This window comes from Planotetraspora mira, assembly GCF_016863275.1.
GTDB lineage: Bacteria > Actinomycetota > Actinomycetes > Streptosporangiales > Streptosporangiaceae > Planotetraspora > Planotetraspora mira.
Genome location: NZ_BOOO01000001.1, coordinates 236,545 through 252,179 on the forward strand (window position 1 = coordinate 236,545; position 15,635 = coordinate 252,179).

At 70.5% G+C, this 15,635-nt stretch carries 15 protein-coding genes; 1 reads left to right on the top strand and 14 read right to left on the bottom strand.

Translation table 11 applies throughout. From position 1 onward, the window contains the following. Positions 1–24: 24 nt before the first annotated feature. Positions 25–696 carry a DUF1345 domain-containing protein gene (locus tag Pmi06nite_RS01065; RefSeq protein ID WP_203950861.1) on the top strand — a complete coding sequence of 224 codons (672 nt, stop codon included), beginning with the start codon at positions 25–27 and terminating at the stop codon, positions 694–696. Positions 697–805: 109 nt separating this feature from the next. On the opposite strand, the gene metK is transcribed toward Pmi06nite_RS01065, so the two are convergent. The 14 genes from metK to pyrR form a co-directional block, all read right to left on the bottom strand. Continuing rightward, complete coding sequence (metK, locus tag Pmi06nite_RS01070; RefSeq protein WP_203950862.1) at positions 806–1,993, bottom strand: methionine adenosyltransferase; 1,188 nt, start codon at positions 1,991–1,993, stop codon at positions 806–808. Between the two features lie 172 nt (positions 1,994–2,165). Next, positions 2,166–2,534, bottom strand: a complete 369-nt coding sequence (locus Pmi06nite_RS01075; protein WP_203950863.1) for a hypothetical protein — start codon at positions 2,532–2,534, stop codon at positions 2,166–2,168. Between the two features lie 117 nt (positions 2,535–2,651). Next, positions 2,652–3,845 carry a bifunctional phosphopantothenoylcysteine decarboxylase/phosphopantothenate--cysteine ligase CoaBC gene (gene coaBC / locus Pmi06nite_RS01080; RefSeq protein WP_203950864.1) on the bottom strand — a complete coding sequence of 398 codons (1,194 nt, stop codon included), beginning with the start codon at positions 3,843–3,845 and terminating at the stop codon, positions 2,652–2,654. Between the two features lie 72 nt (positions 3,846–3,917). Then, complete coding sequence (gene rpoZ / locus Pmi06nite_RS01085) at positions 3,918–4,181, bottom strand: DNA-directed RNA polymerase subunit omega (RefSeq protein WP_203880606.1); 264 nt, start codon at positions 4,179–4,181, stop codon at positions 3,918–3,920. An 11-nt stretch (positions 4,182–4,192) separates the two neighbouring features. Next, complete coding sequence (gmk, locus tag Pmi06nite_RS01090; RefSeq protein WP_203950865.1) at positions 4,193–4,756, bottom strand: guanylate kinase; 564 nt, start codon at positions 4,754–4,756, stop codon at positions 4,193–4,195. A gap of 121 nt (positions 4,757–4,877) precedes the next feature. Then, on the bottom strand, positions 4,878–5,201 hold the full coding sequence (mihF, locus tag Pmi06nite_RS01095; protein ID WP_203880608.1) for an integration host factor, actinobacterial type: 324 nt from the start codon (positions 5,199–5,201) through the stop codon (positions 4,878–4,880). A gap of 363 nt (positions 5,202–5,564) precedes the next feature. After that, positions 5,565–6,263, bottom strand: a complete 699-nt coding sequence (gene pyrF, locus Pmi06nite_RS01100) for an orotidine-5'-phosphate decarboxylase (RefSeq protein WP_203950866.1) — start codon at positions 6,261–6,263, stop codon at positions 5,565–5,567. Continuing rightward, on the bottom strand, positions 6,260–7,234 hold the full coding sequence (locus Pmi06nite_RS01105; RefSeq protein WP_203951009.1) for a dihydroorotate dehydrogenase: 975 nt from the start codon (positions 7,232–7,234) through the stop codon (positions 6,260–6,262). The genes pyrF and Pmi06nite_RS01105 overlap by 4 nt, the downstream gene beginning before the upstream one ends. 21 nt (positions 7,235–7,255) lie before the next feature. Beyond that, entirely contained in the window at positions 7,256–8,113 is an 858-nt protein-coding gene (locus tag Pmi06nite_RS01110) for a dihydroorotate dehydrogenase electron transfer subunit (protein ID WP_239113438.1), read from the bottom strand. Between the two features lie 14 nt (positions 8,114–8,127). Next, a complete protein-coding gene (carB, locus tag Pmi06nite_RS01115) occupies positions 8,128–11,406 on the bottom strand; it encodes a carbamoyl-phosphate synthase large subunit (RefSeq protein WP_203950867.1) in 3,279 nt (1,092 codons plus the stop codon). Then, the gene (gene carA, locus Pmi06nite_RS01120) at positions 11,399–12,604 is read right to left on the bottom strand and encodes a glutamine-hydrolyzing carbamoyl-phosphate synthase small subunit (RefSeq protein ID WP_203950868.1); all 1,206 of its coding nucleotides are present in this window, start codon (positions 12,602–12,604) and stop codon (positions 11,399–11,401) included. Before carA ends, carB begins: the two co-directional genes overlap by 8 nt. Then, on the bottom strand, positions 12,601–13,902 hold the full coding sequence (locus Pmi06nite_RS01125) for a dihydroorotase (protein WP_203950869.1): 1,302 nt from the start codon (positions 13,900–13,902) through the stop codon (positions 12,601–12,603). The genes carA and Pmi06nite_RS01125 overlap by 4 nt, the downstream gene beginning before the upstream one ends. Before the next feature lie 37 nt (positions 13,903–13,939). Then, complete coding sequence (locus Pmi06nite_RS01130; RefSeq protein WP_203950870.1) at positions 13,940–14,872, bottom strand: aspartate carbamoyltransferase catalytic subunit; 933 nt, start codon at positions 14,870–14,872, stop codon at positions 13,940–13,942. Then, on the bottom strand, positions 14,869–15,426 hold the full coding sequence (gene pyrR / locus Pmi06nite_RS01135; RefSeq protein WP_203950871.1) for a bifunctional pyr operon transcriptional regulator/uracil phosphoribosyltransferase PyrR: 558 nt from the start codon (positions 15,424–15,426) through the stop codon (positions 14,869–14,871). Before pyrR ends, Pmi06nite_RS01130 begins: the two co-directional genes overlap by 4 nt. Positions 15,427–15,635 lie beyond the last annotated feature (209 nt).

The following is a 15,635-nucleotide window of genomic DNA, read 5'->3' on the forward strand; positions in this document are numbered from 1 at the left end:
GCACGGCTACGGGCTGGCGGTGGCATGAACAGCGAGAACAGGCTTCCGGTCTGGCTGCGCGAGACGGAGGCGGAGGGCCGTTGGACGGCCGCGGGCGCGGTCATCGCGGTGATCGTCATTCACGTCCTGCTTCCGGGCACGGTCAACATCAGTCCGCACTGGCTCATGCCCGCGCTGGAGTCGGCTCTGCTCGTCGGCCTCATCATCGCCAACCCCGTGGCCTTCACGCGGGAGAGTCGCCTTCTTCGCGTCGCCGACATCACGTTGATCGGCGTCATCAGCGCGTACAACGCCTGGATCATCGCGCGTGAGGTCACCAGGTTGATCGGCGGCCGGGAGCACGACGCCGTCAACCTGCTCACGACGGGCGCCGGCGTGTGGGTCATCAACGTCCTGCTCTTCGCGCTGTGGTACTGGGAGCTCGACCGGGGCGGGCCGGTCGCCCGGTCCAAGGCACGCTCCCCGTATCCCGATTTCCTCTTCCCCCAGATGAGCGAGCGCGACGTGGCGCCGCCGGACTGGCGGCCCACCTTCGCCGACTACCTCTATCTGGCGTTCACGAACGCCACCGCGTTCAGCCCGACGGACGTGATGCCGCTGTCCCGCTGGGCCAAGATGGTGATGCTGGTCCAGTCGGCGACGTCGCTGATCGTGGTGGCCCTGGTGATCGCCAGGGCCATCAACGTCCTCGCGTAGGACAGGCGAGCGTAGACGCGAAACGGCGCCCGCGTGAAGCGGGCGCCGTTTCCGCGCTGTCGGTGCGCCGGTGCGGGCCGCCGTCAGACGGCGGACCGCGTTCCGGCTGTCAGAGGCCGGCGGCCTTGCGGAGGGCCTCCGCGCGGTCGGTCGACTCCCAGGAGACGCCCTCCCGGCCGAAGTGACCGTAGGCGGCGGTCTCTGCGTAGATCGGGCGGAGCAGGTCGAGCGCGCGGATGATCGCGGCCGGGCGCAGGTCGAACACCTGGAGGACGGCCTCCTGGATCGTCTCGACCGAGACCTTCTCGGTGCCGAACGTCTCGATGAACAGACCCACCGGCTTGGCCTTGCCGATGGCGTACGCCACCTGGACCTCGCAGCGGTCGGCGAGCTCGGCCGCGACGACGTTCTTGGCGACCCACCGCATGGCGTAGGCGGCCGAGCGGTCCACCTTCGACGGGTCCTTGCCGGAGAAGGCGCCGCCACCGTGACGGGCCATGCCGCCGTAGGTGTCGATGATGATCTTGCGACCGGTGAGGCCGGCGTCGCCCATCGGGCCGCCGATCTCGAAACGGCCGGTCGGGTTGACCAGGAGGCGGTAGCCCTCGGTCTCGATGTCCAGCTCGGCGAGGACCGGCTCCACGACGTGCTCGCGGATGTCCGGGGTCAGCATCTCCCGGAGGTCGATCTCCGGCGCGTGCTGAGTGGAGACGACCACGGTGTCCAGGCGGACGGGACGGTCGCCGTCGTACTCGATCGTGACCTGGGTCTTGCCGTCCGGGCGCAGGTAGGGCACGGTGCCGTTCTTGCGGACCTCGGACAGGCGCCGGGCCATCTTGTGGGCGAGCGTGATCGGCAGCGGCATGAGCTCGGGCGTCTCACGGCACGCGTAGCCGAACATCAGGCCCTGGTCGCCCGCACCCTGGCGGTCGAAGTCGTCGAGACCCTCGCCCTCGCGGTGCTCGTAGGCGTCGTCGACGCCCTGGGCGATGTCGGGCGACTGCGCGCCGATGGACACCGAGACGCCGCAGGAGGCGCCGTCGAAGCCCTTGTGGGACGCGTCGTAACCGATCTCGAGGATCTTCTCGCGGATCAGGGCGGGGATGTCGATGTAGGTCTCCGTCGTCACCTCGCCGGCGACGTGGACCTGGCCGGTGGTGATCAGCGTCTCGACGGCGACCCGGCTCTTGGGGTCGTCCTTGAGCATGGCGTCGAGAATCGCGTCACTGATCTGGTCGGCGATCTTGTCCGGGTGGCCCTCGGTAACCGACTCGGAGGTGAACAGGCGACGGGACAACTCTGTGGCTCCTCATGCAGCGGCTGCTGACGTTCGGAATCGGCCGGCGGTAGAAGCCCTACCGCGGCCGCTCCAATGCAGAGGCGAGTCTAGCCTTACGGGGCACGACGCCGCGAAACCGTCCAGATTCCGGGCGCCGCGGCGCGGCCCGCGTTGCGGGCCCACCATGATCTCAGAGCTCGGGCAACGGGTCCCGTGGCAGGTCACCGGGGGTGAAGGCCTCGGTGTCCGCCGCCGCGACGACCGCGGTGTACTCGTCGTCGACCTCGAACATCATCCCCCCGAACTCGATCGTCGGCCCTCCGCGGGAGACGATCGGCCCCAGCCTGGTGCGGCGCGGGTAGGTCGCCCACACCCCCGACGGCTCGTCGCGGCCGAACATCGTGGTGGACAGCAACGTCACCGACAGATCCGTCACGACGACGAGGAACGAGGCGGTGAGCGGCGGGCCGAGCGACAGGACCGGGAACACGTAGCGGATGTCGTCGCCGGGGCGCAGATAGCTGCGACAGCGCTCCCTGATCGAGGCGGACACCGGCATGGCCATCGCTCCCTCGCGCCACCACCATGTAACGGCTGGTCGCGGCAGGCCGGGACGACTCCCGTGACGGCGAACGGAACCACCCCGTGAAACGGGCCGGATCCTGCCGGGGGCCTGTCAGGAGAGGCGCGCCACCACCAGATCCCAGACTACGTCCGCGAGATCCTCTTTGGGACCCCTGGGAATCTCCACGGACCCGCCGTCCGCGGACAGGACGACGGCGGCGTTGTCGGGCGTGCCGAACGCGAGATTCTCCCCCACCTGGTTGACCACGAGCAGATCGCAGCCCTTGCGCTCCAGCTTGGCCCGCCCGTTCGCGAGGACGTCGTCGGTCTCGGCGGCGAAGCCCACGAGCACCCGGGGAAAGGCCGCGGTCCTGCGGATCTCGCCGAGTTCCGCCAGCACGTCCGGGTTCTTCGTCAGGTGGATGGGCTCGGGCTCGCCCGAGGACTTCTTGATCTTCGATTCGCTCTGCCGTACGGGCCGGAAGTCGGCCACCGCGGCGGCCATCACGACGGCGTCGGCGTGGCCGGCGGCCGACAGGACGGCCTCGCGGAGCCGCCGGGCGGAGTCGACCCGCACCACCTTGGCTCCCGCCGGGTCCGGCAGCCCGACGTTGGCCGACACGAGAGTGACCTCGGCTCCACGCGCGACGGCCGTGCGGGCGAGCGCGTACCCCTGAAGCCCGGACGAGCGGTTGCCGATGAAGCGGACGGGGTCGACGGCCTCGCGGGTGCCTCCGGCGGAGACGACGACGTGCCGGCCGGCCAGGTCGAGGCCGCGGCCGGACACCACTCGCCGGCAGACCTCGAAGATCTCCACGGGATCGGGCAGCCGCCCGGGACCGGTGTCGGCTCCGGTGAGCCTGCCGACGGCGGGTTCGATCACGATCGCGCCGCGCTCACGCAGGGTGGCGACGTTCGCCCGGGTCGCGGGGTGCTCCCACATCTCGGTGTGCATGGCGGGAGCGAAGACCACCGGGCAGCGGGCGGTCAGAAGCGTGTTGGTCAGCAGATCGTTCGCCAGGCCGTTGGCGGCGCGGGCGAGGACGTCCGCCGTGGCGGGGGCGACCACCACGAGATCGGCGCTCTGCCCGATGCGGACGTGCGGCACCTCGTGGACCGACTCCCACACCTCGGTCGACACCGGGTTGCCGGACAGCGCGGCCCAGGTGGGCTCGCCGACGAACCTCAGGGCGTCACGGGTGGGCACGACGCGCACGTCGTGGCCGGACTCCGTGAACAGGCGCAGCAGCTCGCAGGATTTGTAGACCGCGATGCCGGCGCTGACGCCCAGAACGATCGAGCTCATACGGATGTCACAGGGCTGCGCCTGCTCAGGGGCGCCCGGGACCGCGTGAGCGGGACGAGCGCCGCGAGCAACTCAGCCCTCGATGGGCTCGGAGGTGAGCAGACCGTCGCTGACCTCGCGGAGCGCGATGGACAGCGGCTTCTCCTGCGCGTGGGTCTCCACGAGGGGCCCGACGTACTCGAGCAGGCCCTCGCCGAGCTGCGAGTAGTACGCGTTGATCTGGCGCGCCCGCTTCGCGCCCATGATCACCAGGCTGTACTTGCTGTCGACGATGTCGAGCAGCGAGTCGATCGACGGGTTGGTGATGCCTTCGGCATATGCGGCGCTGCTTGCCACGTTTGATTCCTCTAGCTAGATGAACTTCTCATCAAGGCTATCAGCCGGTGGCACACATCCTTGACGGATGTGTTGACGAGTGTGAGGTCGAACTCCTTCTCGGCCGCCATCTCCACCAGGCCGGCGTCCAGCCGGCGGGCCACCACGTCGGGCGGCTCGGTGCCGCGTCCGCGCAGGCGGCGCTCCAGCTCTTCCCACGTCGGCGGGGCCAGGAAGACGAGCTGGGCCTCCGGCATGCTGCACCGGACCTGACGCGCGCCCTGGAGGTCGATCTCGAGCAACGTCGGCACGCCTGCCGCGAGCCTCTCCATGACGGGGGTGCGCGGCGTCCCGTACCTGTTGCCGGCGAACTCGGCCCATTCCAGGAGCTCCCCGGACTCGATGAGCCGGTCGAACTCGTCGTCGTCGGCGAAGTAGTACTCGACTCCGTGCTTCTCGCCGGGACGGGGCTTACGGGTGGTCACCGAGACCGACAGCCACACCTCAGGGTGTGACCGCCGGAGCTCGGCGACGACCGTGGACTTCCCGACACCCGACGGACCGGACAGGACCGTCAGGCGCCGGTTCTGGAGCATGGAGCCACCGCCACTTGTCTCGGATCCGCTGAAAGCCGCTGCCTCGTGGGCCCGATTCTCAGCGGACCAAGACGTGCCGGTCACTCCGTACCCCCGTGATACGCGTTCGTCGAAACCGAGATCAGCTCTCGGCGCCGCCGAACTCGCGCTCCAGGGAAGCGCGCTGGTTGGCGCCGAGACCCCGCACACGGCGGGATTCGGCGATACCAAGGCGCTCCATGAGCTGCTTGGCGCGGACCTTGCCGACGCCAGGGAGCGACTCCAGCAGAGCCGAGACCTTCATCTTGCCGATGACGTCGTCGGTCTGCCCATCCTTCAGCACCTCAGCCAGAGAAACCCCGCCGTGCTTGAGCCGGTTCTTGACCTCGGCACGCTCCTTGCGTGCCTTGGCAGCCTTCTCAAGAGCTGCGGCGCGCTGCTCGGGGGTCAGGGGAGGAAGAGCCACGCCGGGTCACCTCGAATTTCTGTCGATGTACTCGGACGGGAGGGGAAACTAGCTGGTCTATGCCCCATCCGGCAACGTCAAGGGCTGTTTCCGTGCCCACAAAATTGATTCTACTACTTTTGGTAATGTAAATATCACGCTTTGTCTATGAAAACCGCCTCATCAGCCCTGTAACCGAGCGACCCTCGGAAGACGCGATCGGCCCGCGAAACGGCGCTCTCGAGGCCCTCGCGAGACCCGCTCGGCCGTACGCCCGGGGACGCCGGAGAGGGGCGTCCGCGACGCGTCGGCGGTGCCACAAATCACACAAATCGGGCGCCGTGCGGGCCCCGGAGCACGCGTCCGGGGCCGGGCCACGGGGTCTCAGTGACTCACGCGCCGCAGCGCCGCGGCGATGCCCGCGGCGGCCGCTCCGGGGTCCGCCGAGCCGGTGATCGGCCGGCCGATGACGAGAAGATCGGCCCCCTGGCTCAGGGCGTCCTCGGGAGTCGCTACTCTTGCCTGATCCTGAGTGTCGGCACCGGCAGGCCGCACACCCGGGGTGATGAGCATGATGTCCGGCCCCACCTCCGCACGCACGGCGGCGACCTCGCGCGGCGAGCAGACGAGGGCCTGGGCGCCCGCGCCGACCGCGATCGCGGCCAGCCGGCGCGCGGCGTCGACCGGGGCTCCCTCGATGCCGATCCGGGCGAGATCGGCCTCGGAGAGCGACGTGAGAAGTGTCACGGCCGCGATCTGGGTGTTCGGCGCCGCCTCTACGGCGGCCCGGATCATCGCGGAGCCACCCGACGCGTGCACGGTCAGGATGGCCGGCTTCAGCCGTCCGACCGCGCGAGCGGCTGCCGCCACCGTGTTCGGGATGTCGTGCAGCTTGAGATCGAGGAAGACCTGGACGCCGCTCGCCCCGCGCACCGAGGCGATCACGTCGGGGCCGTAGCGAAGGTAGAGCTCGAGCCCCACCTTCACGGTCGACACGTGGGGCGTCACCAGGCCCGCCCAGCGGGCGGCGGTCTCCAGGTCGGGCGCGTCCAGCGCGACGGCTATGGGAGCGGGCGTCGTCACAGGGAACTCTCTTCCAGATCGGTTCTGCCCCGGGGTCCTGACCCCGGGGGGTGGTGGGCAAGGCCGACGGCGTCCGCCAGGCGGTCGAAACCGCGCTCCGTGAGAAGCTCCTCAAGCTCTCTCTGGATGCGGGGGCAGGCGTACGGGTCATGGAACAGGGCAGAGCCCACAGCGACCGCACAAGCCCCCGCCAGGACGAACTCCAGCGCGTCCCTGCCGGTCGTCACGCCGCCCATGCCGATGATGGGCACCCCGGGCAGCGCCGCATGGACCTGCCAGACGCACCGCACCGCCAGGGGCCGGATGGCGGGGCCCGACAGGCCTCCTGTGCCCGCCGCCAGGGACGGGCGCATGGTGTCCACGTCGACGCTCATGCCGACCGGCGTGTTGATCATGGCGAGGGCGTCCGCGCCGCCGTCGACGCACGAGCGCGCGACGGCCACGATGTCCGCCACGTCGGAGGTGAGCTTGGCGATCACCGGGACGTCGTACCGCGTCGCCGCCCGGACGGAGGCCACCACCTCCGCCGCCGACGACCCGTCGCGGGCGAACACCCTGCCACGGTCCTCGACGTTCGGGCACGACAGGTTGACCTCGACGGCCGTCACGCCCGGCGCGTCGGCGAGACGGCGCGCGAGCGCGGTGTACTCGGCCACGGTGCCGCCGCCGATGGACACGACGGTGCGCGCGCCCCGCTCGGCGAGCCACGGCAACTCCTGCGTCAGGAAGGCCTCGACACCGGGCCCCTGAAGGCCCACGGCGTTCAGCAGGCCCGACGGCGTCTCCGCCATCCGCGGCGTCGGGCGGCCGGCCCGCGGCGCCATCGTGATCGAGCGGGTGACGAACGCGCCGAGCCGCGTGACGTCGAAGAACTGCGCCAACTCCCGGCCCGTGCCTCCGCATCCGGAGGCGGTCAGGACCGGGTTGGGCAGCTCGACGTGGGCGATGTAGCTTCGGAGGTCAGCCCCTATCGCCGCTCACCCCAGCCATGCTCAGGCATGCCGTCCCCCCGGCGCGCCCAGAGCGTCGAACGGGATGGTCCCGACGTCCTCGAAGCGGACGCGTTCCCCCCGGAACACCGGCCCGTCGGTGCACGCCCTGACCATGCGGGTCACCCCGTCGTCGCCGATCACGGGCAGCACGCAGGTCATGCACACGCCGATGCCGCAGGCCATGGCCTCCTCGACCGCGACCTGGACCGGGATGTCGAACTCGACCCCGACCGCCGTCACCCCCTGCAACATCGCCATCGGGCCGCACGCGTAGACCACGTCGGCCCTGGCGTCGGCGATCACGCCCGCGAGCACGTCGGTGACCTTGCCGCGCATGCCGAGCGAGCCGTCCTCGGTGGTCAGCGTGGTGGTCTCCCCCATCCGGCGGGCTCTGAGCGCGCCGAAGACCCGGTCGGCGCTCGGCGCGCCCAGCACGAAGTCGATCCGGCAGCCGCGCTGCTGCAACGCGTCGCCCAGTGCGAAGAGCGAGGCCGAGCCGTACTCGCCGCCCACCAGGACGCAGGTGCAGGGGTCGCGCGGAAGCGGGAACGGCCGTCCGAGCGGTCCGACCAGATCGAGGGTGTCCCGTGCGCGCAGGTCGGCCAGCCAGGCCGTACCGGGACCGCGCACGGTGAAGACCAGCTCCACCGTGCCACCGTAGTCCGGCTTGACATCGTGGATGGCGAAGGCCCGCCGAGTCAGCATCGACGTACTCGGGCCTCCCACCGCGACGCCGACGAAGTGGCCGGGACGGGTCCGGTCGGCGACGCCCGGCGCGACGACCGTGAGCGCATGGTAGGCGTCCACCCGGCGCGTCGTCAGCACCGTGCCCGTCACCTGCACCGGACTAGCCGCCACCCGCTGCCCCTCCCCTACTCTTTGAGCCTCCGCGCGTGTTCCTGGAGTGACCGTACGCCCACGTCGCCCCTGACGATGTGCTGGATGCCCTGAACCGCCGCGGCGAGCCCCTGCACCGTCGTGACGCAGGCGATGCCGCGCAGCACCGCGGCGGTGCGGATCTCGTAGCCGTCGAGCCGCGGGCCGGACTGGCCCGGGCTGCCGAACGGCGTGTTGACGATGAGATCCACCTCGCCGTCGTGGATCCGCCGCACGATCGTCGGCTCGCCGTCAGGACCGGTCCCGTCGCTCTGCTTGCGCACGATCTTGGCACGTACGCCGTTACGGCGCAGCACCTCTGCCGTACCCTCCGTGGCCAGGATCTCGAAACCGAGATCGGCGAGCGCCTTCACGGGGAAGATGACGGCCCGTTTGTCCTTGTTCGCCACGGATACGAAGGCTCGCCCCTTGGTCGGCAGCGGGCCGTAGGCCGCCGCCTGCGACTTGGCGAAGGCCGTGCCGAAGAACTCGTCGATGCCCATCACCTCTCCGGTGGAGCGCATCTCCGGGCCCAGCACCGTGTCCACGCCGCGGAAGCGGTTGAACGGCAGCACCGCCTCCTTGACCGCGATGGGCGCGTCGAGGGGCAGCGTGCCGCCGTCGCCGGTGGGGGGCAGCATGCCCTCCGCCCGGAGTTCCGCGACCGTCGCCCCCAGCATGACCCGCGCCGCGGCCTTCGCCAGCGGCACCGCCGTGGCCTTGGACACGAACGGCACCGTACGGCTGGCCCGCGGGTTGGCCTCCAGGACGTAGAGGACCCCGGCCGCCATGGCGTACTGCACGTTGAGCAGCCCGCGGACGCCGACACCCCTCGCGATGGCCTCCGTCGCGGCGCGGATCCGCTTGATGTCGAAGCCGCCCAGCGTGATCGGCGGCAGGGCGCACGCCGAGTCGCCGGAGTGGATCCCGGCCTCCTCGATGTGCTCCATGACGCCGCCCAGGTAGAGCTCCTCGCCGTCGAACAGGGCGTCCACGTCGATCTCGATGGCGTCGTCGAGGAACCTGTCGATGAGCACCGGGTGGTCGGTCGACGCCTTGGACATGTAGGTCCGCAGGGTGTCGTCGTCGTAGACGATCGCCATGCCCGCCCCGCCCAGGACGTACGACGGCCGGACCAGCACGGGGTAGCCGATCTCCGCCGCGACGGCCTGGGCCTCGGCCACGGTCCGCGCGGTGCCGAACTTGGGCGCGGGCAGCCCGGCCTCGGCCAGCACCTGCCCGAACGCGCCGCGCTCCTCCGCCAGGTGGATGGACTCCGGCGAGGTGCCGACCACCGGCACCCCGGCGTCCTTCAGCGCCTGGGCGAGGCCCAGCGGGGTCTGCCCGCCGAGCTGGACGATGACGCCGACGACCGGCCCCGTCTCCTGCTCCGCGTGGACGACCTCCAGCACGTCCTCCAGCGTGAGCGGCTCGAAGTAGAGCCGGTCGGAGGTGTCGTAGTCGGTCGAGACGGTCTCGGGGTTGCAGTTGACCATGACGGTCTCGTAGCCGGCCCTGGCCAGCTCGAACGAGGCGTGGACGCACGCGTAGTCGAACTCGATGCCCTGCCCGATCCGGTTGGGCCCGCTGCCGAGGATGATGACCTTGGGCCGGTCGCCGTACGGGACCTCGGTCTCCTCGTCGTAGGTGGAGTAGAGGTAGGGCGTGCGCGCCGCGAACTCGGCGGCGCAGGTGTCCACCGTGTTGTACACGGGCCTGAGGCCGAGCGCGTGCCGCGAGGCGCGGACGGCGCCCTCTTCGGCGCCGAGGATCTCGGCGATCTGGGCGTCGCTGAAGCCGTGCCGCTTGGCCGTGGCGAGGCTCTTCTCGTCGAGGCCGTCGATCGAGCGTGCCACCTCGTCGATCGCGTAGAGCTGGTCGACGAACCAGGGGTCGATCCTCGTCGCCTCGAAGAGCTGCTCGGGACTCGCCCCGGCACGGATGGCCTGCTGCATCGTGCGCAGCCGCCCGTCATGCGGTGTACGGCAGGCGCTCAGCAGCTCAGACAGATCGCCCGGCTCCCCCGCCCAGCTGAAGGACGATTCCTTCTTCTCCATCGACCTCAGCGCCTTCTGGAGCGCCTCGGGGAACGACCGGCCGATGGCCATGACCTCTCCGACGGACTTCATGTGCGTCGTCAGGGTCTGGTCGGCCCCCGCGAACTTCTCGAAGGCGAACCGCGGCACCTTGACGACGATGTAGTCCAGGGAGGGCTCGAATGACGCCGGCGTCTCCTTGGTGATGTCGTTGGGGACCTCGTCGAGGGTGTAGCCGATGGCCAGCTTGGCCGCGATCTTGGCGATCGGGAAGCCCGTTGCCTTCGACGCGAGGGCCGACGACCGGGACACCCGCGGGTTCATCTCGATGACGATCATGCGCCCGGAGTCCGGGTCGACCGCGAACTGGATGTTGCAGCCGCCGGTGTCGACGCCGACCTCGCGGATGACCGCGATCGCGACGTCTCGCATGTTCTGGTACTCACGGTCGGTGAGCGTCAGCGCGGGGGCCACGGTCACGCTGTCGCCCGTGTGGACGCCCATCGGGTCGATGTTCTCGATCGAGCACACGATCACGACGTTGTCGTTGCGGTCGCGCATGACCTCGAGTTCGTACTCCTTCCAGCCGAGGATGGACTCCTCGAGGAGCACCTCGGTGGTCGGGGACGCGTCCAGCCCGGCGCCCGCGATGCGGCGCAGGTCGGACTCGTCGTGGGCGAATCCCGAGCCGACCCCGCCCATGGTGAAGGAAGGCCGCACGACGACCGGGTAGCCCAGCTCCTGCGCGCCGCGGAGGCATTCGTCCATGGTGTGGCAGACGACGCTGCGGGCGGACTCGGCGTTCAGGGCCTGCTCGGCCGCGACCTTGGCGACGATCTCCTTGAACCGCTCGCGGTTCTCCCCCGCCTGGATGGCGTCGAAGTTGGCGCCGATCAACTCGACGCCGTAGTTCTCCAGCACGCCCGCCTCGTGCAGCGCGACCGCCGTGTTCAGGGCGGTCTGGCCGCCCAGCGTCGGCAGCAGCGCGTCGGGACGCTCCTTGGCGATGATCTTCTCGACGATGTCCGGCGTGATCGGCTCGACGTAGGTGGCGTCGGCGAACTCCGGGTCCGTCATGATCGTGGCCGGGTTGCTGTTGACCAGGATCACGCGGAAGCCCTCGGCGCGCAGGACGCGGCACGCCTGGGTGCCGGAGTAGTCGAACTCGCACGCCTGCCCGATGACGATCGGCCCGGAGCCGATCACCATGATCGACCTGATGTCCGTGCGCTTAGGCACCCTGGGCTCCAATCTCATCCGCTGTGTTCCCGGTCGCGCCCGATCGCTCGCTCGCAGGATCGAGGACCCCCGCAGCGCCGCTCGCTCGCTCCCTCCTGCGCTCCATCAGCTCGCAGAACTCGTCGAACAAGTACGCCGCGTCATGCGGGCCCGCCGCGGCCTCGGGGTGGTACTGGACGCTGAACGCCGGCCGGTCGAGCAGCCGCAACCCCTCGACGCACTCGTCGTTGAGGTTGACGTGGCTCACCTCCGCCCTGCCGTACGGCGTCGCGAAGGGCCCGTCGAGCGGCGCCCGGACGGCGAAGCCGTGGTTGTGCGCGGAGATCTCCACCTTGCCGGTGCGGCGGTCCTGCACCGGCTGGTTCACTCCCCGATGTCCGTAGCGCAGCTTGTAGGTGCCGAGGTCGAGCGCGCGGCCGAGGATCTGGTTGCCGAAGCAGATGCCGAAGAACGGCACCCCCTCGTCCAGCACGCCGCGCAGCGCCTCGACGGCGTGGTCCGCGGTAGCGGGGTCGCCGGGCCCGTTGGAGAAGAAGACCCCGTCGGGTTCGAGCGCGAGGATGTCGGCCGCCGTCGCACTCGCGGGCAGCACATGCACCTCACAACCGCGCTCGGCCATCCGCTGGGGCGTCATCGCCTTGATGCCGAGGTCGACCGCGGCCACCTTGAAGCGGCGGGGCCCGCGCGCCTCGACGATGTACGGCTCGGGAGTGCTGACCTCCTTCGCCAGGTCGGCCCCTTCCATGCCCGGCGAGAGCCGTACACGCTCCACCAGTTCGGCGACCGGTGCGAGGGCCGGCCCGGAGAAGACGCCCGCGCGCATGGCGCCGCGCTCGCGCAGGTGGCGGGTGAGTGCCCGGGTGCCCCGCATGGCGATGCCGACGACGCCCTGGTCGCGCAGGTAGTCGTCGAGCGTCCGGGTGGACCGCCAGTTCGACGGGATCCTGGACGGCTCGCGCACGACGTACCCGGCCACCCAGACCCTCCCGGACTCGGGGTCGTCCTCGTTCACGCCGGTGTTGCCGATGTGGGGTGCCGTCATGGCGACGATCTGCCGGTGGTACGACGGGTCGGTCAGAGTCTCCTGGTAACCGGTCATGCCGGTGTTGAAGACCATCTCCCCGAACGTCTCCCCCACGGCTCCGTAGGGCGTTCCCTCGAAGACGCGCCCGTCCTCGAGCACGAGCAGAGCGGTCATACGAGCTTCCCTTCGAGAACGGTCGGACGGCCGCGCAGGAACGTGGCCACGACCCGGCCCGGCAGCGTCATGCCCTCATACGGCGTGTTCCGGCTGCGGGAGGCCATCGCGGACGGGTCGACGAGGGCCCGCGGCGAGGGGTCGTACAGGGTGATGTTGGCGGGGGCCCCGGCCTCGATCGGGTGGCCGTGACCGGCCAGACGGCCGATCCGCGCCGGACGCGCCGACATGCGGTCGGCGACGCCCGCCCAGTCGAGCAGGCCGGTCTCGACCATGGCCTCCTGGACGACCGACAGAGCGGTCTCGAGGCCGATCATCCCCATGGCGGCCACGCTCCACTCGGTCTCCTTGTCCTCGACCGGGTGCGGGGCGTGATCGGTGGCGACGCAGTCGATCGTGCCGTCGGCCAGCGCCTCGCGCAGCGCCCGCACGTCCTCCTCCGTCCGCAGCGGCGGGTTCACCTTGTAGATCGGGTTGTACGGCCCGACCGGCGAGGACTCCGCGCAGGAATCGGTGAGCAGGAGGTGGTGCGGGGTGACCTCGGCGGTGACGTCCCAGCCCTTCGACTTGGCCCAGCGGATGATCTCCACGGACCCGGCGGTCGAGACGTGGCACACGTGCAGCCGGGAGCCGACGTGCGCGGCCAGGAGGCAGTCGCGCGCGATGATCGCCTCCTCGGCGACCGCCGGCCAGCCGCTCAGGCCGAGCCTGCCGGAGACCTCGCCCTCGTTGAGCTGGGCGCCCTCCGTGAGCCGGGGCTCCTGGGCGTGCTGGGCCACGACCCCGTCGAACGCCTTGACGTATTCGAGCGCACGGCGCATCAGCACGGCGTCGGAGACGCACTTGCCGTCGTCGGAGAAGACGCGGACGCGGGCGGCCGAGTCGGCCATCGCCCCCAGCTCGGCGAGCTGCCTGCCCTCCAGGCCCGAGGTCACCGCGCCGACCGGCTGGACGTCGCAGTGCCCGTGCTCCTGGCCGAGCCGCCAGACCTGCTCGACCACGCCGGCCGTGTCGGCGACCGGCGAGGTGTTGGCCATGGCGTGGACGGCGGTGTAGCCGCCCCGGGCCGCGGCCTGGGTGCCGGTCTCGACGGTCTCGGCGTCCTCCCTGCCCGGCTCGCGCAGGTGGGTGTGCAGGTCGACCAGTCCCGGCAGCGCGATCAGGCCGGCGGCGTCGACGGTCAGTGTCGCGGCCGCTCCGGCGAGGTCGCCGATCTCCGCGATCACGCCGTCCTTCACGAGGATGTCGGCCGGGCCGCCGCCGAGGATCGCGGCGCCCTTGATGAGGATGGTGTTCACAGGTCTCCCTCGATGTCGCCCGGCGTGTTCACGGTGCTCACGCGGTGCCCCCGATCGCGGGCTCCGAGCCGCCCAGCAGCAGGTAGAGAACGGCCATGCGGACGGTCACGCCGTTGCCGACCTGCTCCACGATGGTCGACCGCGGCGAGTCGGCGACCTCGGCGGAGATCTCCATCCCCCGGTTCATCGGACCGGGGTGCATGACGATGGCGTCGTCGTGCAGCCGCGCGAACCGGTCGCGGTCCAGGCCGTAACGGCGGCTGTACTCCCTCGCGGAGGGGAAGTAGGAGGCGTTCATCCGCTCCAGCTGGACGCGCAGCATCATCACGACGTCCGACTTCGGCAGCACGGCGTCGAGGTCGTAGGACACCTGGCAGGGCCAGGTCTCGACCGACACCGGCAGCAGCGTGGGCGGCGCGACGAGGGTCACCTCGGCACCGAGCGTGTGCAGGAGCAGCACGTTGGACCTGGCGACCCTGCTGTGCAGGACGTCGCCCACCACGGCGACCTTGAGCCCTTCCAGCCGGCCCAGCCTCCGCCGCATGCTGTAGGCGTCGAGGAGCGCCTGGGTCGGGTGCTCGTGGGTGCCGTCGCCGGCGTTGACCACGCTGCCGTGAACCCACGTCGCGAGCCGGTGCGGCGCGCCGGAGGCGCCGTGCCTGATGACCACGGCGTCGGCGCCCATGGCCTCCAGGGTGAGCGCGGTGTCCTTGAGCGACTCGCCCTTGGACACGCTCGACCCCTTGGCCGAGAAGTTGATCACATCGGCCGACAGGCGCTTGGCCGCCGCCTCGAACGAGATCCGGGTGCGGGTGGAGTCCTCGTAGAAGAGGTTGACCACCGTGCGGCCGCGCAGCGTCGGCAGCTTCTTGATCGACCGATCGGAGACCCTCGCCAGCTCCTCCGCGGTGTCGAGGATGACGAGCGCGTCGTCGCGGGAGAGTTCGCCCGCCGAGATCAGGTGCCTCATCGGGCCTCCTCCTTGATGAGCAGGACGGCGTCGCGGCCGTCGGTCTCCTCCAGGTAGACCTTGACCTTCTCCGCCTTGGAGGTCGGCAGGTTCTTGCCCACGTAGTCGGCGCGGATGGGCAGTTCGCGGTGGCCCCGGTCGACGAGCGTCGCGAGCTGGACGGCCCGGGGGCGGCCCACGTCGTTGAGCGCGTCGAGCGCGGCGCGGACCGTCCGGCCGGAGAACAGGACGTCGTCGACGAGCACGACGGTCCTGCCGTCGACCCCGTCCGGGGGCAGTTCGGTACGGCCCAGCGGGCGGGCGGGCCGCAGGCGCAGGTCGTCGCGGTACATCGTGATGTCGATGGAACCGACGGGGACCTTCAGCCCTTCGAACTGGGCGATCCGCTCGGCGAGCCGGCGCGCCAGCGTGGCCCCGCGGGTGGGGATTCCCAGGAGGACGACGCTTTCGGCGCCCTTGGTGCGCTCGAGGATCTCGTGCGCGATGCGGGTGAGAGCCCGATGGATGTCGGGACCCTCCAGCACGGCGTGCGCCTGGTTCTGGACGTCGGACATCAAAAAGTCACCACCTTTCCCGCCTCACAGGACGGGCCTTAAAAGGGTGTTTGGCGGGTTCAGGCTACCAGGGCGGCTTCAGACCGCCTCTCGCCAGGGACGATGTACGGAACGCACGGCTCGGTCGCCTACGGTGGAGTGGTCCGAAACTCCCAGGCTGCGGCACGTGTCGGGGATTTCGGCCAGAGCACTGTTTGGCGCTCTTTTTT